Here is a 22,564-nt window from a genome sequence, read left to right on the forward strand (position 1 = left end):
CATGTATTAGGCACGCCGCCAGCGTTCGTCCTGAGCCAGGATCAAACTCTCCATAAAAGTGTTTGATTAGCTCAAAAAATTAATGACGGGATTTTTTTAAAAATCCCTGAGATATCATGTATCTCTATTCCGCTTGGCTTTTGTTCAGTTTTCAAAGAACTCGTCCGCCGCTATTCATCAGCGACAAGAATTATTATAACGTACAAAATCATTCTGCGCAACAACTTATTTTGTAAGTTATTTTCGCAACCAACCACAAACCAATTACTCTTTCGCGGCGACAAGAAATAATATATCACGATTAATCATTCCGCGCAATACTTATTTTTAATTTTTTTCGCGGTTAGGTTTAATAATTTACCATAACTTTTCGAGATAAGCAATTAAAAAATTGACCCCAAACTACATACAAAAATAAACCTCCCCTTTTAAATTAATAAAAATATACAAGAGATTGCTGCTACTATAAGAAGGAATTAAAACCATTTCTATTCAAAACGCTGAAAATGTTCAGCGCGTAGCCCGATCGTCAGAGATCCAATCTGCTAAAATGCAAAAAAATTGTTACTTCTATCAACAACCTTGTCCTTACAGCCCAAGCACCCCTCTCTGAAGTAAGCCGGTTTAAAACAAAATAAGATCAACCACAAGTAAATGAAATAGGGTTGTCCCCAATAGGTTACGATTAGACCATTGGAACAACCCTTATCACCTTTAGATGAAAATTTAAAATCATATATTAGATAAAACAAAAAACTTGAGCCCTTTTTTCCATATAACCCTAACTACAACGTAGAACTATTTTAGTATTTACCGAAAGCATTTAACAAAGACAACACATAGAACACGTTAAATGTTATGATATTTAATATTACCAAAAAGACAGTTCTAAACTAAAAGGAGTCATTATGAACCGGTATATAATAAAACGGAATAATATTAAGATAAGCGGAAACGGAACACGAACGTTGCTATTTGCACCTGGCTTCGGATGTGATCAGAGCGTATGGCACTCAGTAGCGAAAGCCTTCGAGGAAGACTATAAAATTATCTTATTTGACTATGTAGGTTCAGGGAACTCTGATTTACACGCTTATGATTTAAATCGATATAGCACTCTTAATGGCTATGCACAAGACGTACTAGATGTATGTTCTGCATTAGACTTAAAAGATACTATTTTGGTCGGACATTCTGTTGGCAGTATGATCGGTATGCTAGCATCACTAAAACACCCTGAGTACTTCTCTGACCTCATTATGCTCGGCCCCTCTCCATGTTATTTAAATGACCTTCCCCATTATTACGGAGGTTTTGAGAAAGAACAACTAACGGGCTTAATAGACATGATGGAGAAAAATTATATAGGCTGGACAACCCTTTTTGCAGGGACATTAATGAACAATACAGATCGCCCAGAAATCAAAAAAGAGCTAGAAGATCGATTTTGTTCTACTGATCCAATTATCGCTCGACAATTTGCAGAAGCGACTTTTTTCACGGACAACCGAAAGGATTTGCCAAACGTTACTGTACCATCCCTTATATTACAATGCTCAGACGACATTATTGCTCCGTCCGTAGTTGGTGAGTATCTCTACCAACACCTTCCTTCTAGCACACTAATAAAGATGGAAGCAACCGGACATTGTCCTCATATGAGCCATCCTGAGGAAACAGTACAATTAATTGATCGATATTTAAATAAAGCTCTACATATGGAACGACATACCGATAGAGGTGACCTTATGTAATGGATGAACATTTGAATAATGCACCATGCGGCTTTCTAACTCTATCAGAAGATGGCAGAATTCTTGTAATGAATCAGACGTTACTTAACCTACTTGATTACAGGCTCGATCAACTAAATGGAGAGCATATAAATACCATTTTGACGGTCCCTGCCCAACTCTTTTATCAGCTCTATTTTGTTCCACTTGTGAAATTAGAAAAAAAGATAGAGGAAATGCATACATCCTTATTATCTAGTAGCGGCGAAGAAATACCCGTCATCATAAATGCCCTTCCTAGGAACAGAAATAAAAAAAATGAAATAGATTGTGTTCTGTTTCCTATGCACAAGAGAAGTGAATATGAAAATGAACTTCTTTTAGCAAAGAAAGAGGCTGAATCAGCATTACTTGCCAAAGAGAAAGCAAATGCAGAATTAGAAGCTGCACTTAAAGATTTAAAGAGCAAACAAGAAGAACTCCTTGAACTAAACAAACAAAATCAAGCATACAAATTAAATACAACGAAAGAACTCGAACTCGCAAGAAAGATTCAAGAAACTTCACTAACCGAACCAATTGTCAACGATCAAATAAAAATAGAATCATTCTATGAAGCTTCTAATGAATTATCAGGTGATATTTACGGGTTTTATCAACTAGATCAACATCGCTATGGCATTATTTTACTTGATGTTATGGGGCATGGCATTTCTTCTGCATTGATTACGATGTCACTTCACTCCTTGTTCCAACGACTTATTTCTAAAGGAGTAAACACGGAGGCAGTAATGAAGGAACTCGATAACTATCTTCACCGCTTGTTTCAAAACAACAAGGAAGCATGGCATTACTGTACTGCTATCAATCTATTAATTGATACAAAAGAGAAAAAGATCGATTATATTAATGCTGGCCACCCACCTGCTCTTTGGCTGGATTCAAACGGAGAACTACATGAACTCTATTCTAAAATGCCTCCTCTTGGAACGTTTGAGGGGCTTGTCTTTAAAACCAACACCCTCCCCTATACAGATGGAGGAAGACTGCTCCTATATACAGATGGCGTCACGGACCCACTCGGCCCTGATCAATTAAACAACTTATTAAGGGACAACCAATCGATGTCTAACGCGAACCTAAAAGAAAAAATGAAACAGTTACTTTCAAACGAAATTAAAATGTATACGAAAAGTGATGACCAATGTTTTATTTTAGTAGACCTGACGTAACATATTATAATAGGCGAAAGCTTGGAATTTTAAGCTTTCGCCTTTCTTTATACCATTAAAGTTGATTCCAATCTTTAAAAACAGGTTGGTAGTCTTTTTCATACAGAGCCTTGCATATTTCCTTTACACTACGTTTATCAGAAATCTCAAATTGATTTGTCCCCTCCACTTCAAGAGAGTAACCACCAACCTCTGTGGATGCACCTGCAGACATCCTTGTCACTCCAAGCGGGATTAAATGATCTCTTAAATCAGGGCTCTCTCTTGTAGAAAGAGTAATAGCCGATCGCGGGAGAAATAGGCGTAAAGCCATTAAACTCTGAACAAAGGATCTATCATTTACTTTAGATCTCGACGAAAAACTCCCTAAGTTAGGCCGAATTCTAGGGAGTGATACCCCAATCTCTGTTCCTATGTATTTCGTTTGTAGATAGTTAGCATGCATCCCTGTAAAGAATACTTCCTTTCTCCAATTATCTAAACCCAACAATGCACCGATATTCACACTACGAAGTCCTGCCAAGCAACCTCTTTCAGGAGTATCAAGACGGTAACGGTAATTACGCTTTGGCCCTTTCACGTGAAAATCTTGGTAAATATCCTCATTGTAAACTTCTTGGTACACGGTAACCCCATCCACACCAACTTCTTTTAGTTCTTTATATTCTTCTGTTTCTAGTGGATTAATTTCAATTGAGATAGATTCGAAATATTTCCTGAGCACTGCAACGGTATCCTTCATGTAAGACATAGAGGAGTGCCTTCTCGACTCCCCTGTTAAAATTAAAACATGTTTGATTCCTGTTCCTGCTATTTTTTTTGCTTCCCTCTCAATTCCCTCCATGGTAAGTTGCTGGCGCTTAAATTGATTCGTTACATTAAAGCTACAATACGTACAATGGTTCACGCAGTAATCAGAAATGTAGATTGGGTCAAATAACTGGATTGTTTTTCCAAAGTGTTGAACTGTTACTCTATGAGCTTTTTGAGCAAGCACTTCTAAGTTCTCCCCCGCAGCAGGTGATAAAAGCTTCAAGAAATCTTCTTTATTTAACACTTCTTTATGTAGAACCCTTTTTACATCATTGTTAGTTACCGAATCAAGAAAGCCTTCCAAGTCGAGCTCTTTTAACTCTTGATAAACGTGATAAAAACTCACTCTCGCATCCCCTCCTTCAATCACATTATGTCGCTATGCTACCTCAACCTAAAAATCCTGTTAAAGGCGATGAAGCTCTAGCTTCTAACGTAGTCTCTCCCAGCCCACTTAAATAAGCAACTCTCCCTGCTCTTACACTATTTGCAAAGGCTCCTGCCATTGTAACTGGATCGTTGGATGTGGCAATAGCCGTATTAACTAAGACTGCATCTGCCCCTAACTCCATTGCTTCACACGCTTCAGAAGGTTTACCGATCCCTGCATCTACCACAATTGGAACTCTACTTTCCGCAATCATAATTCGGACTAACTCCTTCGTTCGAAACCCTCGGTTAGAGCCAATAGGTGAACCAAGAGGCATAACTGCAGCCGCTCCCACTTCCTCTAACTGTTTCGCGACGACCAAATCTGGATTCATATAAGGCAAAACAATAAACCCTTCCTTCACTAAACTTTCCGTTGCTTTTAATGTTTCATAATTATCTGGAAGTAAATATTTTTGGTCTGGAATCACTTCGATTTTCACCCAATTCCCAAGCCCTGCTGCCCTAGATAACCTTGCGATACGAACAGCTTCTTCCGCTGTTCTTGCCCCCGAAGTGTTTGGAAGTAAAATCATGTTTTTTGGAATGAAATTTATAATATTCTCTTCTGTTGAATGAAGATCAACCCGACGCATGGCAACTGTAATGACCTCAGCCATTGAGCTTTTCGCGACAGCAGGTATCAAATTATTATGATGAAATTTACCCGTCCCGATAAAAAGACGGCTAGTTAATGTAACCCCACCAATCGTTAATTCATCCTTCATTTCGTTCCCCTCTCCTACTCTAATTTGTAAAGTAATGAAATTGATGTCCAGTTTCAACTCTAAAGGCCTATTCAAAATAAGTCTGTAACATCTCTCACACTTTAGTTTGTAGATTCTAAAAAACTCCGAATAGTCACTTTACCCACACAAAAAACGAGCGATGTCATCACCGCCCGTTTCGTCCAGATACATATAATATTAAATTACACGCGTTGTAACAATTCCCTCTATTTCATTAATCTTCTCAACTAAACCAGGGATCACATCGCCATTTACTTTATCTTCAATGTCGATCATTGTATAAGCGTAATCTCCGCGGCTTCTGTTCACCATATCAGCAATGTTTAATTGATAATCTGAGATCGCTGATGTGATCTGTCCAACCATATTCGGAACATTTTTATGGAATGCAGCTACACGACGCTTTCCTGTATACGGCAGACTAGCATTTGGAAAGTTGACTGAGTTTTTGATATTTCCCGTTTCTAAAAATTCCTTCACTTGGCGAGCTGCCATGATCGCACAGTTTTCTTCTGATTCTTGTGTAGAAGCACCAAGATGCGGAATCGGCACAGCATTTTTCATTTTCAACACATTTTCATTCGGGAAGTCTGTAATATACTTACCGACTTTTCCACTTTCAAGCGCAGCTTCAATATCCTTTTCATTCACAAGGCCATCACGTGAGAAGTTCAAAATTTGAACGCCTTCTTTCATGATGCTGAATGTAACTTCGTTGAACATACCTTTCGTATCATCCGTTAACGGAACATGAACGGTAATATAATCAGAGTTTGCAAATAACTCTTCAATTGACATGGCACGTTTCACGTTACGAGATAAGTTCCAAGCAGTATTAACAGAAATGAATGGATCAAACCCAATGACATCCATATCTAAGTCAAGCGCATCATTCGCTACAAGTGCACCGATCGCACCTAACCCAATAACACCTAACGTTTTTCCTTTAATTTCTTTCCCAACAAATTGTTTCTTACCTGCTTCTACAAGCTTAGGAACCTGATCGCCTTCACCTTCTAAAGACTTTGCCCATTCCACACCAGCAAAAAGGTTACGAGATGACGCCATTAATGTCGTTAATACAAGCTCTTTTACCGCATTTGCGTTCGCACCTGGTGTATTAAAAACAACAATTCCTTGCTCTGTGCACTTATCAACCGGAATATTGTTGACACCCGCTCCAGCTCGAGCAATTGCTTTTAAATTATTGCCAAATTCAAGTGAATGCATATTAAAACTACGCACAAGAACCGCATCCGGATTTTCGCTATCATTGTCGAGATTATAGTCATCTCTAAAAACCTTTAGTCCACTTTCTGCAATATTATTTAATGTTTTGATTGTTTTTACTTTTTCTAATGTTGTTGTGCTCATTTTATTCTCTCCTTTTTGTCTGTTTCTATTTCTATTTTAATAATACTTCTTAACAGTTATGTTCTTTGAATTAGGATATCGTTTTTTTGTTTGGACTATCCCCTTTCAAAGCAGAAAGAGGCAAGGGATAAAAAAATTCCCTTACCTCTGCCCAGGCGAACGGCTAACGACACTATGTGCTCCCTCGCGGTGATCCGCGTTTCGCCAGTTACACATAGCCTTTAGATTTGTTTTGATCATAACATATTCGTCACAAGCCATCAAGGCTCAAATTTAAAAAGAGCATAAATATTCAGATAGATCACCTCAATTACAATCATTAGAGGGTAACTTATCCTCCTAAAAACAAAACGACCTCTCTAATGAGAAAGCCGCTTCATTAATAGATATTACATTGCCTAAATCCCAACCTCTACTTATCCCCTTTAAACGAAATCCCCTTAAGGAAGTATCGACTAAAGAAAGCATAGATAACGAGAATAGGCAAGGTAAAGACCATGGATGCCGCCATAATATAATTCCACTGCGTAATATATTGGCCTTTAAACTGATTTAATCCCACTGGCAACGTATACATTGCGGCATCTGACATAATGATCAACGGTCGCATAAAATCATTCCATGATGCCATGAAGACAAAAATTGCTTGCGCTGCCAATGCGGGCTTTGCCATAGGCAGAACAATTCGGAAAAATGTCCCAAACCGTGATAGCCCATCTAAAGCCGCTGCTTCTTCCAATTCTTTCGGGAAGTTAAGAAAGAATTGACGCATCATAAAAATAAATGTTGCATTTACCATCGCCGGGATAATTAAGCCATGATACGTATTCAACCACCCTAAATGATTCAAAATCAAATAATTCGGGATCATTGTCACCTGACCAGGAATCATCAGTACAGCTAATATACAAATAAATAAACTCTTCTTTCCTGGAAAACTGAGACGTGCTAACGCATAACCAGCCATCGAGTTAAACAATAAATTCAAAACGGTTCCAATAACAGCAACAAATACACTATTAAATAACCAGCGCAAAAACATCGGCTGTTCTGCAATAATAAATCGAAAATTTTCCAGGGTAAAATCTCTTGGAATGAGATTCATATTATGGGTCAAGATTTCTTCTAACGATTTGAATGATGAAGATAACGCCCACAAAAATGGGAATAATGTAACAACCGCATACGTAACTAAAATCGTATAGACAACGGTTTTACCTACCCCTAACTTTTTCACCATGATTGATCCTCCTTACTCCATTCGGATTAAGCCGAACAAATACATTTTCATACCTTGACTCTTAATAGAATGTTTCCTCTTTTGATAACTTCCGTTGTAATAAAGTCGCAGTTAATATGATAAAAGCTAATCCGAATGCTAACGCTGCAGCATAACCCATTCTTCCTGCTGAATCAAACGCATATTGATAGATGAGTAAGACAACTGTAAGCGTCGAGTTACTCGGCCCACCAGAACCTCCAGAGAAAATATACGATTGATCAAATAATTGAAAGGTCCCAATTATCCCCATAATAATCGCAAAAGACGTCACCGGTCGCAACAGTGGAACTGTTACATGCCAAAACTTTTGAATCGGACCAGCTCCATCAAGTTCAGCTGCTTCATATAAAGAATCTGGTATATCTTGAAGAGCTGCTAAGTAGATCACCATAAAAAACGGTGCCGTTGCCCAAATATTCATAATCATGATTGCTGTTAAAGCAACAGATGGGTCATTCAACCAGTTATAAGTAGGTAACCCAAGGAATGCAAGCATTTGGTTAAATGCTCCTTCCTGATTGTACATCCACATAAAAATTAACGTTAAAACAGCAGAGGAGGTTAAAGTCGGTAAGAAGTAGATAATGCGAAAAAACTTCTCCCCTTTCATACCAGCATTTAACGTCGCCGCTAAAAACAGGGCTAACATCGTCTGTGCCGGAACAACAATAATCACATATTTGAAGGTATTCCATAGGGCAATTCCAGCCCTGTAATCATCTGATATTCTAACAAAGTTACTAAGCCCAACAAATTCGAAACTAGTTCCTCCTAATAGCTGGACACGGTGAAACGATAAAAAGACTGCATATAATATAGGGAGTAAGACAAATACACCAATGACAAGCAATGTCGGTGCCATAAACGCATAACCTTGTCCTGCTTCTCTTAATGCTCGTTTAGAATAATCCATCCCATATCTCTTGCCCGCTTCCTTTATCATTGTTGGAGAATTGCTGTCTTGCTTAGCCATATCGTATATCTCCTTTCCTTGCAAAAACAAGGGGAAGGGAGAGAGTTCTCCCTTACCTTATTAATCTTCAATTTCTCTGTTTGCAACACTCTCTGCCTCTTCTAACGCTTCATCAAGCGGACGCTGTCCCAAAAATGCACTTAAGAACTCATTGTTAAAGTTATTATAGATAATTGGTAAGTTTGTATCATCCGCCCAAACTGTTGCGTAACCTGTAGCTTTTGCAAATGGACCTCTGATTTCATCATCGAATAAGCCTAATTCATCTGATACGGACGTACGAGTCGGAAAGGCGAAGCCGGCTCCTGCCCAAAGTTCCATTCCTTCTGGCCCTGTTAACCAAGAAATAAGTTCCCAAGCTGCTTCCTTTTTCTCGGAGTCTTTATTCATAACATAAGCAACCGTATACGCCATCGATCCGTTTACTCCATCAATCGTTGGAATTTCTGCCGTATTCCAATTAAGGTTCGGAAATGTTTCTTCTAAAAATGAGATTGTCCAGTTCCCTTCAAACATCATTGCTGTTCGACCTTGACCGAACATTTCTCCACCCCAATCAGCACCAACATCACTAGGTGCCCCAGCAATTTCACTCTGCTTCATCTCAATAAGTGGTTGCAATGCTTCTACGACTTTAGGATCACTAAAGCTAGCTAGATTGTCTTGCGTTACGCTGCCACCTTTGGCTTCTGCAATAAACATAAGACGTGCTAAATCTGCTACAACCCCAAAACCATATTGTCCTGTAGACTCTGTTAAAATTTCTGCATAATCTTCAAGCTCTTCCCATGTTTCCGGTGGACCTTCAAGACCTGCCTCTTCAAACATATCTTCATTGTAGAAAAGCGCTAACGTCGATGTATCCTTTGGCAATCCATAAAGTGTGCCATTTTGCGTAAACGCATCGATCAACGGTGCCTCAAAATCGTTAACATTAAACTCATCTGTTATATAATCATCTAACGGCTCTAATACCCCAGTTTCCATTAAAGCCGGTGCCTCAAATGCCTCTAGAAAGAAAACATCTGCTGCATTACCACCAATTAATCTCGTCCGAAGAACGTCCATATATTGATCTGCCACGATATCAACATTTACGGAAATATGAGGGTGATTCTCTTCAAACGTTGCAATTATATCTTCAAAAATACGTTGCTCTGCCGGTGAAGACCCCCATCCACTTAATGTGATCTCCACCACATCATCCGCAGAACCGTTCTCACCATTATCTGTACCACTATCTCCTGATGAGCAAGCTGCTAGCAAACTACCTGCTACAAGTACACTAGTTAGTCCAATTGATCTCATCCATTTTTTCATATAAAAGTCCCCTCACTTTAGATTAATTAATCTGACCTTCCTTGCTTCCGATCACGTCACAACCCGTTGTATTTTGAAGAATCTCAAGTGTAAACAAATCATTTTCCTTTTTAACGCGAAGAGAAAGAGTCCCTTCTCCAATTCTCATGTTATCGATTTGTAATTCATTCATTCCCTCTGGCAAACGAGGATTTACATTGATTTGTTTTTTCAAGCAACTCGGGAATAACCCAAGCATCGCTTGCACAAATACCATTGGTGTTCCTGCAGCCCATGCTTGCGGGGAACATGCAACAGGATATTTCACCGCTTTGCCAACTGCATCGTATCCACAAAACAATTCTGGCAGGCGATCATATTCAAACGTATCAGCAGAGTTGATCAACCCATTCATCACTGTCGCTGCATGACCTTGATTGTTCGTCTTACTCATACCAAGAATAATCAAGCTATTATCATGCGGCCAAACCGTCCCGTTATGATAACTCATCGGATTATAACCGGCTTCGTCTTTCCCCATCGTACGAATGCCATAACCTGAAAACATTTTGTCTGAAGTAAGCATATTACTTACGATTTCCGCTTTGTTTTCATCTAACATTTCAGCAAATAAAACATGACCAGGGTTCGACGTAATCGTTCCAACTTGATTCTTATGTTTATCAAGCGCCAACGCGTAGAACTGCACATCTTCCATCCAAAATTCTGCTTCAAATTTTTCTTGTAATGTAGATGCTTCGTCGCTAAGTCGGTCAGAGGCTTTTTCATTTCCAAGTACTTGATAAATTTCCGCGATTCCCTTTTTCGCTTGGAACACATACCCTTGAACTTCAGATAATGCAATTGGAGTTTCTCCGAAGTTTCCATCTCGATGGACGATTGAATCTCCAGAATCCTTCCATCCTTGATTCGCAATTCCTTTCGAAGCTTCTTGATGATATTCAACAAAAAGGTCTCCGTCTCGGTCGCCATATTGATCAATCCATGTAAGAGCACGTTCAACATTACCTTCAAGCTCTTTAAATAGTTCAACATCACCTGTCCACTTTACATATTCACTTAATAGAACTAAGAAAAGCGGCGTAGCATCAATGGTTCCATAATAAGGAGCGAAAGGAATTTGATTTGTATTCGCCAATTCTCCAAAGCGAATTTCATGCATAATCTTCCCTGGCTCTTCATCTCTCCAACTATCCTTTTTCTCACCCTGTTTTGCTGCCATCGTTAACAACGTACCTTTGGCAACCTTAGGATTAAACGGCAGCATTTGCAGAGCCGCTATTAAACTATCTCGGCCAAACGGAACCCCAAACCACGGAAGACCCGCAACAGGGAATTGCCCATAACCAAGGTCCGTTAATAACACACGCAAGTCTCCAATTCCTCTTTTCAATAAGCGTTGGAATATCGGATGGTCTGATTCAACCTTTGTTGTTTCCTCTTTCCATGACTCATACGATGACTTCAACTTAGAAAGAGCTTCTTCATGATTATAAACAACTAGCTTTTCGTCACCTGTTTCAGGAGAAAATGTAAATACAATTGTTTTTTCTTCTTGATGATCTAGCGAAAGTACGAAGTGAATATCTCCAACTTCAGTTACTTTCGTTGCTTTTTCATCCCAAGAAACAATAGACTTACGATGAATGTGATCAGCGCCCATATATGTAAAAGTGAGGGTATTCTCATCAACGATTGTTTCTCCTTTGCTACCAAGGTCTCCGTTTTGAAATCCTCTAACAATGAACATGTCACTGAAATCAGCATCTACATGAAGGCTGACATCAAATGTTGCAGGCTTCGGATTGTAATTTTTAGCTGTAATGACTTCATAACAAACTCCACCGTATATGAAGCGTTTTCTTTTTAGTTCAATTGATTCCCGCCAAAGTTCAACCTCGCCATTCTCTTCTAAGTGAGGGTTTGTTAAAATCATCTCTGCTACATAATTTTCATCAGCTTCAGATGAAAGAAGAATCGGCTCAGCTCCGTTAATTCTCAAATCCAACTTACTTAAAAACCTTGTATCTTTCGTATATAATCCCGGTCCATACGGGTGGTTTAATGGGATGTTTCCTTTTTCATCCGTTAACAAAAACAAATCATTTTCTTTAATTACTCTATAGTTCATACTTTTCCCCTCCGACTGTAGCATCCACCAAAACGTTCAACCTTATAGTCCGAAACGTTTCGGTTTTTCTATAAAAAAAATCATTTCGGCTCAGCCGTTGTATTTCTAATAATTAGCTGATTATCTAAAATGACTTTTCTATTTGCTTTATTTCCTTCTAACATATCAATAAGCAGTTTGGCTGCTTTAAACCCAATTTGGTATTTATTTTGTTCAACCGTTGATAACTGCGGTTGAACATATTCAGCAAGAGTGATGTTATCATATCCTACAATTGATAGCTCCTCTGGAACAGCAATCCCTTGCCGCTTAGCCGCATTCATCACCCCAAGTGCCATTAAATCACTTGCACAAAAAATCGCCGTAACCTCAGGATGCTCGTTCAAAAATGAATAAGCAACTTTTTCTGCTTTTTCTTCGAGAAACTCTCCATTTAAGACGTACTCGTCTTGAAAAGGGATCGAAGCTTCTTCCAATTGCTTCTTGTATCCTTGTAATCTTTTTTGACTGACAACAGCTTGATTATGACCATTCATTATAGCAATGTTACGATGACCAAGGTTTGTTAAGTGCTTTACTGCCATTTGAGCTCCAAATACATTATCTGTAGAGACAAACCCCACATTTTCTCCTTCTATTTCTACATCAATAAGGACACATGGGATATTACTATCAATGACCTCTTTTAAGTAAGGATCATCAATTTTAATTCCTTGCATAATGACTCCTTCAACTTGCCTTTCACGACAAAGCTGACTGTAACTTTTTGCTTTTTGTTTAGCAGAGTTGGTACTAAAAAGGATCAGATCATACCCTTTTTCCGAAGAAGAATCATTAATCCCGCACATAATTTCGTATGTGAACATATCCTTTGCTCCAGAGAGACTTAGTTCTGATACAAGTAAGCCAATTGTTTCGGTTTTGCTTTTGACTAAACTACGTGCAACAGCATTTGGACTATAATTTAGTTCTTCAGCAATACTTTTAATTTTAGCTCTTGTTTTTTCATTCACATCATTATACCCGTTTAAAGCTCGAGAGACCGTTGTAACCGATACTCCTGCAGCTTTTGCTATATCTTTTATTGTAGCCATCAAAAATCCTCCAAAACGTTTTGGTTGCTGTTACAATTATTACTTTACACATTTCTGAAAATGTTTTCAAGAACTTTTTTTATAAATTCCTTTTTTATTTTGAATCATTTATAAAAAGTATGGGTTTATAAGATATATAAATATCATAATGAAGCCTACTAATATAACAGTAGGCTTCTTAGTTCACGATAAACACTCATCACCGTTTATTAACACTCTCACGCAAATGAATTTCATAAGGCAAGACAACCTCTTCAAAGAGTGCTTCGTCAGACTCTATCTGTTTTAACAACAAACCTGCTCCTTGTTTTCCTAACTTAGAATAGGAATAGTGTACTCCTGATAATTTTAATCGGGAAGCTTTCGCTAACACCGTATCATCTAAACCGAGTACAGATATGTCGTTTGGGACTGCAATGTCATGATCTTGTATACAGTTAAGTGCTCCTATCGCCATCCCATCGTTTACAGCAATCACAGCTGTTATCTCTTTTTCAATAGCAAGGATTTCTTCCATTTGCTGATATCCAGATTCAATTGTAAAGTCGCCATTCCTGCTTAAGTTAGTGTCTAGTTCAATTCCATTCTCCTTTAGTCCATCACGAAACCCTCGTTGTCTTTCTCTTGAGTTTACAGAGGTAGCAGGCCCACCAATAAAAGCAAAATTACGGTGTCCTAGGCCAATAAGTTTTTCCGTTGCATCCTTTGCAAATGTATAGTTATCAAACGTAACAAAAGAAATGCCTTCTTTATCCGTCCGCTGAAGAAGAACCACAACAGGGATTGGAATCTTTTGAATTAAATCGCGATGTTCTTCTTTAAATTCACGAGTCGCAAACAAAATTCCCTCTACACGTTTAGATCGAAAAATTTCAAAGTGCTTTATTTCACTCTCCAAAATCCCGTTCGTACATGCTATCAGTAGATTGTAATCATTATCTTCAAGCATTTCGTTTACACCATTTATCATTCGGGGAATCCCTTCACCGATCATACTATGTACAATCAGACCAATTAGGTGAGTTTTCTTTTCCGCAAGTTCTCTTGCAAGAACATTTGGATAATATCCAGTCTCCTCAATGACTGCCTCGATTTTTTTTCGTGTACTCTCTTTTACTGTTCCGGAATTGTTAAACACCCTTGAAACGGTCGCAATTGAAACACCTGCTTTTTTGGCAACCTCTTTTATATTAATATCTTTTTTCATCGTTCTGCCTCCTTAGAGATGTTACAAGGAAAGGACAAGATAGTTAAGCAGATGTTCCCTATATTAAAAATCCCATTTGCTTGCTTTCATGCTTACTTCTCCCTCAACAGCAAAAAAACGAATTCCGTCGCTTTTAACATTTGGAAAAATCCTTCCTGTAAAAACTACTTCCCCATCATTCACAAAAAATTCAAGCGAAGATGAGTCGACAAATAATTGAAGCTTGATTGATTCACTTGTCATATCACATTGCCGAACCATACCATATTCTTCAGCAACTACCTCACCAGATTGACTGCGGTCAAACATCAGTTTTTTATTGTTTACATCATATTTAATCGTAGTTACTTCTTTCTCACCTACACGTATATCAATTCCAAATTGAGAGGCGTCCTTATTGGTAAATTCACAAATCAATTCATATGATACACCATGAAAAGAATCATAGCTTTTGCTTTCATTAACAAGAATATCTTCTGCGATTACATTACTTTTACGTAATTGAGCCAATTCCTTTACAGGTTGTTGAAAAAGTTTGCCTTTTCTCATTATTAATTCTCTTGGTAACGTTAAACAATGCGCCCATCCATGTCGATCATTGGGATACTCAATTTCAGGTAGTCCCATCCACGCAACTAAGATCCGTCGATTTTGTTCATCAACCATTGTTTGGGGTGCATAAAAGTCAAATCCCAGGTCTAATTCACGAAAATTAGAATGCCGAAACTCTCCACTATTTAAATCTAGATGCTCCCCAATCAGATAGCCAGATTGATATATATTTTGAAATTTATCCCCTTCCCGTTGTAACCCTTGTGGGGAGAAAATAAGGATTCCTTTATTACCAAGTTCAAAGTAATCCGGACATTCCCACATAAATCCAAACTGATTTAAATCAGTTGTTATTTCTCCAAGAAAGTCCCACTCTTTTAAGTTAACAGATTGATATAAAACAACACACCCTGTCAAATTCGCTCGTTGAGCACCAATAATCGCATAAAAATGATCGCCATGTTTCCAAACCTTTGGATCGCGAAAATGTTCAGTATATCCTATGGGAACATCCTTTATAACTGGTTGTTCATACTTTTCAATATGGCCTTCTTTATCCATTACCGCAATGCATTGATAAGGATGTCGAACCCAATCTTGATCCCTCGTATTGCCTGTATAAAATAAGTAAAGTTTCCCCTCATGCTCAATCGCACTCCCGGAAAAAGCTCCATGACTATCAAAAGGCGCAGTTGGCTTTATGCCAATCCCAACATTATCCCAATGAACAAGGTCCTCTGACTTAGTATGATACCAGTATTTCAAGCCATGAACTGGCCCTAAAGGAAACCATTGATAAAACAAATGATACTCTCCATTATAATAAGAAAATCCATTTGGGTCATTTAATAACCCCATCTTGGGCTGAATATGATACGTTTGTCGCCAAGGGCATTTTTCAACATTGCTTCGTAATTCTTCAATTTCTTTTGTACTGGCCTCATCAAGACGACGGTACCTCTCTTCTCTTGTCCACTCCATTATAAGAACCTCACCTTCTAACATGAACAATAGGAGAATCGTTTAGCCCCCCTAAGTTCTTAAAATGTTTCTCCTTTGTATTTATGCTGCATTGCTTTCATTCTTCTTTTCTCTCAATTGCTGTCTCTTAGCAAATACAAACGTTAATGCAAAAGCAACAACAAATGTTAAGACCATTCCTATAATAAAGTGAAGAATTACATCAACACGAATCGCAATAATCCCTGGTAATCCTGCAGGACCAATTGCTACTGAAAGCACTTTATTTAGCGTAATATATGCTGAACCGATAGCCGCACCAATAATCGCTGCAATAAAAGGATAACGAAGCTTTAAGTTAACCCCGAACATTGCTGGTTCAGAGATCCCTAATAACGCAGATATGCCTGAAGCTGACGCAATACTTTTCATTTTTTTATTTGCTGTGATAAAAATAACTGCCAATGCTGCTGCACCTTGTGCAACATTGGACATTGCTGCTACAGGGAAGATAAACGATCCTCCTGTTCTTGCTAAATCTGCTAACAATTGCGTTTCAACAGCGATAAAGCTATGATGCATACCTGTTATAACAATAGGTGCATAAATTAACCCAAACAATCCTCCACCAATGAACCCTGCTGTTTCAAATAGCCATACCAAACCTCCTGTAATCATATCTCCACCTGTACGAGTGATAGGACCAACAAAAGTGAAGGTTAAGATACCTGTAATAAATAATGTAAATAATGGCGTTAACAAGTTATCTAATGCTGCCGGAATAACTTTTCGTAACAATTGTTCAATTTTCGCTAAAATAAAAGCTGCAACTAAAATTGGCAATACAGTTCCTTGATAGCCGACCTTTTCAATCTCAAAACCTAAAATATTCCAAACTGGAATCGTCCCCTCAAGTAGTGCGTCTGCATAGCCATAACCATTTAATAAGTCTGGATGAACCATTAACATTCCAAGTGCAGCCCCTAAAAATGCATTTCCTCCAAATCGCTGTGCTGCAGAAAATCCAATTAAAATTGGTAGAAAAACAAAGGCTGCGTTAGCGAAAGTATTGATCAAAGAAGCTAGATCAGCAATTCCTGGATTCGCATCAATCAGAGACATTCCATCATAGAAAAGATCTTCTGCAGTTAAAATATTATTAATTCCCATTAACAAACCTGCTGCAACAATCGCAGGAATAATTGGGACAAAAATGTCTGATAAGACCTTTACAAACTGTTGAATCGGATTCAACTTTTTTGTACCCGCTTTTTTCACATCATCCTTTGTAGTCATTTCGCTGACACCTGCAAGAGGGGCAAGCTTAGCATACACCTGGTTGACAGTACCTGATCCAATGATGATTTGAAACTGCCCTCCAGTTGCAAACGTTCCTTTCACCACATCCATCTTATCTAGCTTTGCTTCGTCTACTAAACTTTCATCTTTCAATACAAGACGTAACCTTGTAGCACAATGTGCAGCCGCTACGACATTATCAGCTCCACCAATAGCTTCCAAAATCTCTTTTGCTTTCTGATTATAATCCATGTTACCCTCCCAATTGTAAAGCTTTACATTTTTCAGTGAAAATAAATCATTAATATAAAGCAATAATTAAATCAAAAATGTAAAGCTTTACATACTAAATAAAAAAATAAAATTTCAAAAGTGTAAAGCTTTACATTTGTTGGTTCAAATTATATGTTATTTGTTAAAGCTAGTCAATAAGAATATAAAAAATGGCGCTATCTTTAGTTTTATATAGCGCCGTTTTTACCGTGCAATTAAACGTATGATACAATTCTATCTACTACAACAAACGTTCACCAAATCGAGTAACGCCTGTTAAAACATGTGTCATCATCGATTTCACACGAGGCACCACTCTTTCTATGACATCTGGATGGGGCGCATATGATCCATCTTCTTTTACAAGGAGGCTATTGTCATGAATAATGCGATCAATTTCACTTTTCTTTTGGCTCGCAAATTCCTCACTATCAATCACAAGCATGATCTCCGTACTTAAATAGGCACTTCTTGGATCTAAGTTAAAAGAGCCAACAAGACTAATTCTGTTATCGAAAATAAATGATTTTGTATGATACGATTCAGTTGGTCCTTGAAACTCATACACATCTATACCTGAGCATACTAACTTTTTCCGGAATCGTCTATAGCCGGAGTATGCCATAAGATTCGGAGAAGCTGCAAGTGAGTTCGTCACAGCCTTCACTTCATTTACAGAAAGGTTTCCTTTGTTTAAGTGATGTCGCATGTCTTTCGTAGGAATAATATATGGGCTTTGAATTAGGATTGAGTCCTTTGCCTTCTTCATTAATCGTGATATCTCATACCAAACCCATGGTTCTTTGTTAAAACGGTCAATAGGATTATAAATAAACATTACTTTTTTTGCAGGTAGTGACTTTTCCATCCAGTTTATCTCTTGCTGAAAGAAACTAGGTTTTGATTCATCTAAGACATGATAGAGCTTCCTTAAATCAGAGAGTTTTCTTTGCCCTAGCTTTTGTTGTTTTTGTGTTAACGAAGTAATCAAAGGTTTTGAAAACTTATGATTCCACACGTAATCATAATAGTCCTTTACTTTTGAAATAACACTATTTTCAAAATCAGTGTCATCTGTATTAACAACAACAACATCACGATCATTCGTTGCCCCGTCCAAACCCACAGGGGCAAAATATTTATCTCCGATATTGCGCCCCCCTACCATGGCCAATTTCTGATCAACAATGATGATCTTATCGTGAAGCCTATTATTCCATGTCCATGGCCGCCACATATCAAACGGTTCATAAAATTTCAAATGAATATTAGGGTGGTCAACATACGAATAAACAATATCCTTCTTTTTCCCTGTCATACGATTGGATACCCCATCAAGAAGTATTCGTACTTGAACGCCTCGATCAGCAGCATTAACAATACACGTATGAAAAATAGAACCAGCTAGTCCTGGGCTGATCATAAAGTAAGAAATATCTAAGGTGTCTTTTGCACTTTCTATCAGATTTATCCTGGCAAGTCCTGACTCATAACGCTTTTCAACAAGGACAACCCTATCCTGTGAAGGTTGATCACCAAAGAAGCGTTCCGTTTCGTGTTCATTTACATATTGACTCTTTTTATGCTTGTAAAATGAAAATAGAACAACTCCCGAAATCAATGCATAAAGAAAATATAGTACTATTATATAAACGAATACCATAGACAACCCCCTACAGCAATATGTCTTCAATCCATTTTAGTACTTATCTTTCTCCTCGCTACTATATTTTATCAGTGCAATTGTTTGATCATCCCATATTTATGCAAAACGAAAGAGGCTGTCACAAACGCTTGTTCTTTGACATTTGTGACAACCTTTTTAAAAATTATTTATGTAGCATGTTATAAACTTGCTGCACATCTTTGTCTCCTCGACCTGACAAGTTTACGATAATTACATCTTCTTTCGTTAACTCTTTTGCAAGCTTAACTGTATGAGCCACAGCATGCGCACTCTCTAAAGCCGGAATAATCCCTTCAATTTTAGAAAGTTTCTGAAACCACTCCAACGCTTCTTCTCCGGAAACAGTTACGTACTCTGCACGTCCTGTTTCCTTTAAGTAACTATGTTCAGGGCCGATCCCTGGATAATCAAGCCCTGCCGCAATAGAATACGTAGGTTTTGGCAGTCCGTTCTCATCTAATAACGTTAAACATTTGAAACCATGAATGACAGCAGGAACACCTTCTGTTAACGTCGGAGCCTCTTCTGGTTCAACCCCCACTAAGCGAACACTTTTCTCATCAATAAAATGAGCAAATGCACCGATCGCATTACTTCCACCACCAGCAACTGCGACAACCGCCGTTGGGAGTTTGCCCTCTTTTTCAAGAATTTGTCGCTTTGCTTCTTCACTAATAACAGATTGAAAATACTTCACCATTGTAGGAAACGGGTGCGGACCAACTGCAGAACCAAGTAAATAAAACGTATTTTGATAATTTTCAACTAAGTCAGCTAGTGCCGCATCAACCGCATCTTTTAACCGCCCTTGCCCTTGATCAACAGGAACAACCTTTGCCCCAAGTAATTCCATCCGAAACACATTTAAGGCTTGCCGCTCTGTATCAAGCTTCCCCATGTAGATCGTACAGTCAATCCCGAAGATGGAACAAGCCGTAGCTGTAGCCACCCCGTGCTGTCCAGCTCCTGTCTCAGCAATAATTCTTGTAGCCCCCATCCGTTTAGCTAATAAAATTTGCCCAATTGCATTATTAATTTTGTGCGCTCCTGTATGGTTCAAATCTTCGCGTTTAAAATAAATTTTTGCACCACCAACTTGCTCTGTTAAATTTTTTGCATAGGTTAATGGATTTTCTCGTCCAACAAATTCTTTTAAATAATATTTATACTCTTCAATGAATTCAGGATCATATCTATACTTATCGAACTGTTCAGCTAAAAATGCTAATACTTTTGCTAAATCATCTGGCAAAAAGCTTCCTCCGAATTGTCCAAAATAACCTTTCTCACTCATAACGTAATACGCCTCCAAATCCCTGTTTACTTGTTTAAAAATTTTGTTAATTATCTCTATTATTCGACATCCCCTCTCGTTTACCCTTCATCATGCAATTTGAAAAAAAGCCCTCAACAGCTGAGAGCTTTTTTTATTTGAATCTATCGCTATGAATTATACTTTCTTTATTGGAAAACGGACAATAACGGTTGTCCCTTCCCCTTTTGAACTCGTAAAATCAATGGAGCCATGATATTTTCCAATAATGTTATAACAAATCATCAATCCTAAGCCAGTGCCTTTACTTTTCAACGAATAAAAAGGCGTCCCAAGAGACTTAATCTCTGCTTCTGACATACCTATTCCGTAATCGACGACTTTTACTTCAACATAGTTTTTGTTTTTTTCCGCTGTAACAATGACAGGATCTCCAACTTTAGAAACTTCTATTGCATTTTTAATAATATTAATAAATACCTGCTTTAGCTCTATGACATTCGCTTCAACATAGCAATTCTCTTCTATAAAAAGGTCGATTTTATTATTATGTAGAAGCCCATAAGATTGAAGTAAGTCTGTAATACTTTGAAGAACGACTTGGATACTAACTGTTTCCGTCTTTAGGTTTCCATTTGGTTTGGCAATCGACAAGTATTGTGAGATAACCTGTTCGGCCGTATTTAATTCATCAATCATCAATGTAAAATGATCCTTCTTTTCTTTACTAAACAATGAATCCTTTTCGTAATACTGCAAAAATCCTTTTACGACTGTCAAGGGATTTCTAATTTCATGAGCAACTGCAGCAGCTAATTGTCCCGTAGCTTTTAAACGCTCTGATTGTTGGACTTGTTCATAATATAACTGCACTTTTTTCAATCTGAGATAGGATAAATAATAAATAAAATAAATAATTAATTGACTCCCTATAAAGTTAAGGAAATTCCCTGCTAAATCTAGATAGATGTGTGGAAAACGGGCACCTTGATCAATCAGAAAAACATAAGAGAAAATCACACTTACAGAAACCGCATTAATAAATAAAGACGAATAAAACAGCTTTGAATCAAAGAACAAGATTGAAATAGCTGGAATAAAACATAAAAATAAAAATGTAGACCATGTCTCAGGATATAGAAAAAAGAGTGTATAGAAATAAGCAAACACACCTGTGATAATGATTATTCTAAAGGTTTGCGTTTCATACTTTGGATATAGCAAAAGGAATACAATTAAAATGACTACAAGCAATAAGTGTAATATGTACCCTGCCCCAAAATCACTCATGAGTGGATTGTCAACAAATAACCCCAATACCATTAGCAAATTGATAAATAGCATCGTAGTATAATAAAGCTTTTTGTTAATTCGAGAAAATTCCTTCATACATACTCCTAAGATTACTTTAAAATTGTGGCAAACAAAACATTTAAGCTTTCCCCACCTAACATTATAGTAGGAAAATAGTATCAATACAAATTACTGAGATTTGTACGTATGTTCTAATACCATAGTTGCAGCATAAATCGTTTTTTATTTCGCTAAGCTAGAAATCACGTAACTTTTATTTAATCACATTAAGAGCCTATTTTCCAAGATAATTTTTCAAATTTAATTACAAAGTAACTGCCATGCACCACACTAATCATATTAAGCATACGAAATCAAATGGTACTGTCCTTGATTCTCCATTTTGCCAAAAAGTGGCTTGCATTACCCCTTGCCAAAAGGAAATACGTTTAATGACCTAAGTTAAGGTTAAGGAAGTGTAACTTATATTTCTTTCTAATTTTTTAGATAGTTGACCATCCAAGATTAAATCTATAGTTTATTATGATCTAAACACGGTATTACCACTTTTTAAGTACACAGCCCTGCCTGGCAACGTCCTGACTCACCCTTTCTCTTCTACGGGGATGGTTACTCATGGAGTTGTTCTCTTCGTAACTCACGTTGTGTTACGAAGAGAAAGAGTTCGTCTCATAGGGGGACACGGAGTAGTTTCAAGATGTCTTTTCACGATGTAACCATCGTCCCATTCGAGGAAAATGCTGTTCCTCTGGAATAGAGCTCTTCAGCGCCTTCTGCATTCTGTTTATGCGCACTAAAAAAGACAATCCATTGGATTGTCTTTTATCTGCCTGGCAACGTCCTACTCTCACAGGGGGAAGCCCCCAACT

General features: G+C 37.8%; 16 protein-coding genes and 1 riboswitch. Of the genes, 2 read left to right on the forward strand and 14 right to left on the reverse strand.

Annotation, left to right across the window (positions count from 1 at the left end; genetic code table 11):
* The first annotated feature begins 908 nt into the window (after positions 1–908).
* Together SAY88_RS22500 and SAY88_RS22505 are read left to right on the forward strand one after the other, a co-directional pair.
* Positions 909–1,754 (forward strand): alpha/beta fold hydrolase, encoded by an 846-nt coding sequence (locus tag SAY88_RS22500; RefSeq protein ID WP_332634512.1) that lies wholly within the window; start codon positions 909–911, stop codon positions 1,752–1,754.
* Entirely contained in the window at positions 1,754–2,965 is a 1,212-nt protein-coding gene (locus SAY88_RS22505; RefSeq protein WP_332634513.1) for a SpoIIE family protein phosphatase, read from the forward strand. Before SAY88_RS22500 ends, SAY88_RS22505 begins: the two co-directional genes overlap by 1 nt.
* 55 nt (positions 2,966–3,020) lie before the next feature.
* Here SAY88_RS22505 and thiH read toward each other — a convergent pair whose 3' ends face one another.
* The 14 genes from thiH to SAY88_RS22575 form a co-directional block, all read right to left on the reverse strand.
* Positions 3,021–4,124, reverse strand: a complete 1,104-nt coding sequence (thiH, locus tag SAY88_RS22510) for a 2-iminoacetate synthase ThiH (RefSeq protein WP_332634514.1) — start codon at positions 4,122–4,124, stop codon at positions 3,021–3,023.
* 43 nt (positions 4,125–4,167) lie between these two features.
* Positions 4,168–4,935 (reverse strand): thiazole synthase, encoded by a 768-nt coding sequence (locus SAY88_RS22515; RefSeq protein ID WP_332634516.1) that lies wholly within the window; start codon positions 4,933–4,935, stop codon positions 4,168–4,170.
* 198 nt (positions 4,936–5,133) lie between these two features.
* Complete coding sequence (locus SAY88_RS22520; protein ID WP_332634517.1) at positions 5,134–6,330, reverse strand: phosphoglycerate dehydrogenase; 1,197 nt, start codon at positions 6,328–6,330, stop codon at positions 5,134–5,136.
* Positions 6,331–6,472: 142 nt separating this feature from the next.
* A riboswitch (ZMP/ZTP riboswitch) is annotated at positions 6,473–6,552 on the reverse strand.
* Between the two features lie 190 nt (positions 6,553–6,742).
* On the reverse strand, positions 6,743–7,570 hold the full coding sequence (locus SAY88_RS22525) for a carbohydrate ABC transporter permease (protein WP_332634519.1): 828 nt from the start codon (positions 7,568–7,570) through the stop codon (positions 6,743–6,745).
* 61 nt (positions 7,571–7,631) lie between these two features.
* Positions 7,632–8,525 (reverse strand): carbohydrate ABC transporter permease, encoded by an 894-nt coding sequence (locus SAY88_RS22530; RefSeq protein WP_332634535.1) that lies wholly within the window; start codon positions 8,523–8,525, stop codon positions 7,632–7,634.
* A gap of 120 nt (positions 8,526–8,645) precedes the next feature.
* A complete protein-coding gene (locus SAY88_RS22535) occupies positions 8,646–9,905 on the reverse strand; it encodes an ABC transporter substrate-binding protein (protein ID WP_332634520.1) in 1,260 nt (419 codons plus the stop codon).
* Between the two features lie 22 nt (positions 9,906–9,927).
* Positions 9,928–12,036 carry an amylo-alpha-1,6-glucosidase gene (locus tag SAY88_RS22540; protein WP_332634522.1) on the reverse strand — a complete coding sequence of 703 codons (2,109 nt, stop codon included), beginning with the start codon at positions 12,034–12,036 and terminating at the stop codon, positions 9,928–9,930.
* An 80-nt stretch (positions 12,037–12,116) separates the two neighbouring features.
* Positions 12,117–13,130 (reverse strand): LacI family DNA-binding transcriptional regulator, encoded by a 1,014-nt coding sequence (locus SAY88_RS22545; RefSeq protein ID WP_332634523.1) that lies wholly within the window; start codon positions 13,128–13,130, stop codon positions 12,117–12,119.
* Positions 13,131–13,329: 199 nt separating this feature from the next.
* Entirely contained in the window at positions 13,330–14,337 is a 1,008-nt protein-coding gene (locus tag SAY88_RS22550) for a LacI family DNA-binding transcriptional regulator (RefSeq protein WP_332634525.1), read from the reverse strand.
* Between the two features lie 63 nt (positions 14,338–14,400).
* Positions 14,401–15,870: a glycoside hydrolase family 32 protein gene (locus SAY88_RS22555; protein ID WP_332634527.1), complete on the reverse strand. Its 1,470-nt coding sequence runs from the start codon at positions 15,868–15,870 to the stop codon at positions 14,401–14,403.
* Between the two features lie 81 nt (positions 15,871–15,951).
* A complete protein-coding gene (locus SAY88_RS22560) occupies positions 15,952–17,400 on the reverse strand; it encodes a sucrose-specific PTS transporter subunit IIBC (RefSeq protein WP_332634529.1) in 1,449 nt (482 codons plus the stop codon).
* A gap of 262 nt (positions 17,401–17,662) precedes the next feature.
* On the reverse strand, positions 17,663–19,084 hold the full coding sequence (locus SAY88_RS22565; protein ID WP_332634531.1) for a phospholipase D-like domain-containing protein: 1,422 nt from the start codon (positions 19,082–19,084) through the stop codon (positions 17,663–17,665).
* A gap of 166 nt (positions 19,085–19,250) precedes the next feature.
* Positions 19,251–20,402 (reverse strand): tryptophan synthase subunit beta, encoded by a 1,152-nt coding sequence (trpB, locus tag SAY88_RS22570; RefSeq protein WP_332634532.1) that lies wholly within the window; start codon positions 20,400–20,402, stop codon positions 19,251–19,253.
* A gap of 156 nt (positions 20,403–20,558) precedes the next feature.
* Complete coding sequence (locus SAY88_RS22575) at positions 20,559–21,770, reverse strand: HAMP domain-containing sensor histidine kinase (protein ID WP_332634534.1); 1,212 nt, start codon at positions 21,768–21,770, stop codon at positions 20,559–20,561.
* Between the last annotated feature and the right edge of the window lie 794 nt (positions 21,771–22,564).

This window comes from Halalkalibacter flavus (genome assembly GCF_036663575.1).
Lineage (GTDB): Bacteria > Bacillota > Bacilli > Bacillales > Bacillaceae_D > Halalkalibacter > Halalkalibacter flavus.

Bases quoted from the DNA above. Each gene is read 5' to 3' on its own strand.
- SAY88_RS22555 (WP_332634527.1), bottom strand. From the start codon at position 15,870: ATGGAGTGGACAAGAGAAGAGAGGTACCGTCGTCTTGATGAGGCCAGT.
- SAY88_RS22500 (WP_332634512.1), top strand. From the start codon at position 909: ATGAACCGGTATATAATAAAACGGAATAATATTAAGATAAGCGGAAAC.
- SAY88_RS22540 (WP_332634522.1), bottom strand. From the start codon at position 12,036: ATGAACTATAGAGTAATTAAAGAAAATGATTTGTTTTTGTTAACGGAT.
- SAY88_RS22545 (WP_332634523.1), bottom strand. From the start codon at position 13,130: ATGGCTACAATAAAAGATATAGCAAAAGCTGCAGGAGTATCGGTTACA.
- SAY88_RS22575 (WP_332634534.1), bottom strand. From the start codon at position 21,770: ATGAAGGAATTTTCTCGAATTAACAAAAAGCTTTATTATACTACGATG.
- SAY88_RS22535 (WP_332634520.1), bottom strand. From the start codon at position 9,905: ATGAAAAAATGGATGAGATCAATTGGACTAACTAGTGTACTTGTAGCA.
- SAY88_RS22550 (WP_332634525.1), bottom strand. From the start codon at position 14,337: ATGAAAAAAGATATTAATATAAAAGAGGTTGCCAAAAAAGCAGGTGTT.
- SAY88_RS22520 (WP_332634517.1), bottom strand. From the start codon at position 6,330: ATGAGCACAACAACATTAGAAAAAGTAAAAACAATCAAAACATTAAAT.
- SAY88_RS22505 (WP_332634513.1), top strand. From the start codon at position 1,754: ATGGATGAACATTTGAATAATGCACCATGCGGCTTTCTAACTCTATCA.
- trpB (WP_332634532.1), bottom strand. From the start codon at position 20,402: ATGAGTGAGAAAGGTTATTTTGGACAATTCGGAGGAAGCTTTTTGCCA.
- SAY88_RS22560 (WP_332634529.1), bottom strand. From the start codon at position 17,400: ATGGATTATAATCAGAAAGCAAAAGAGATTTTGGAAGCTATTGGTGGA.
- SAY88_RS22530 (WP_332634535.1), bottom strand. From the start codon at position 8,525: ATGGATTATTCTAAACGAGCATTAAGAGAAGCAGGACAAGGTTATGCG.
- SAY88_RS22565 (WP_332634531.1), bottom strand. From the start codon at position 19,084: ATGGTATTCGTTTATATAATAGTACTATATTTTCTTTATGCATTGATT.
- SAY88_RS22515 (WP_332634516.1), bottom strand. From the start codon at position 4,935: ATGAAGGATGAATTAACGATTGGTGGGGTTACATTAACTAGCCGTCTT.
- SAY88_RS22525 (WP_332634519.1), bottom strand. From the start codon at position 7,570: ATGGTGAAAAAGTTAGGGGTAGGTAAAACCGTTGTCTATACGATTTTA.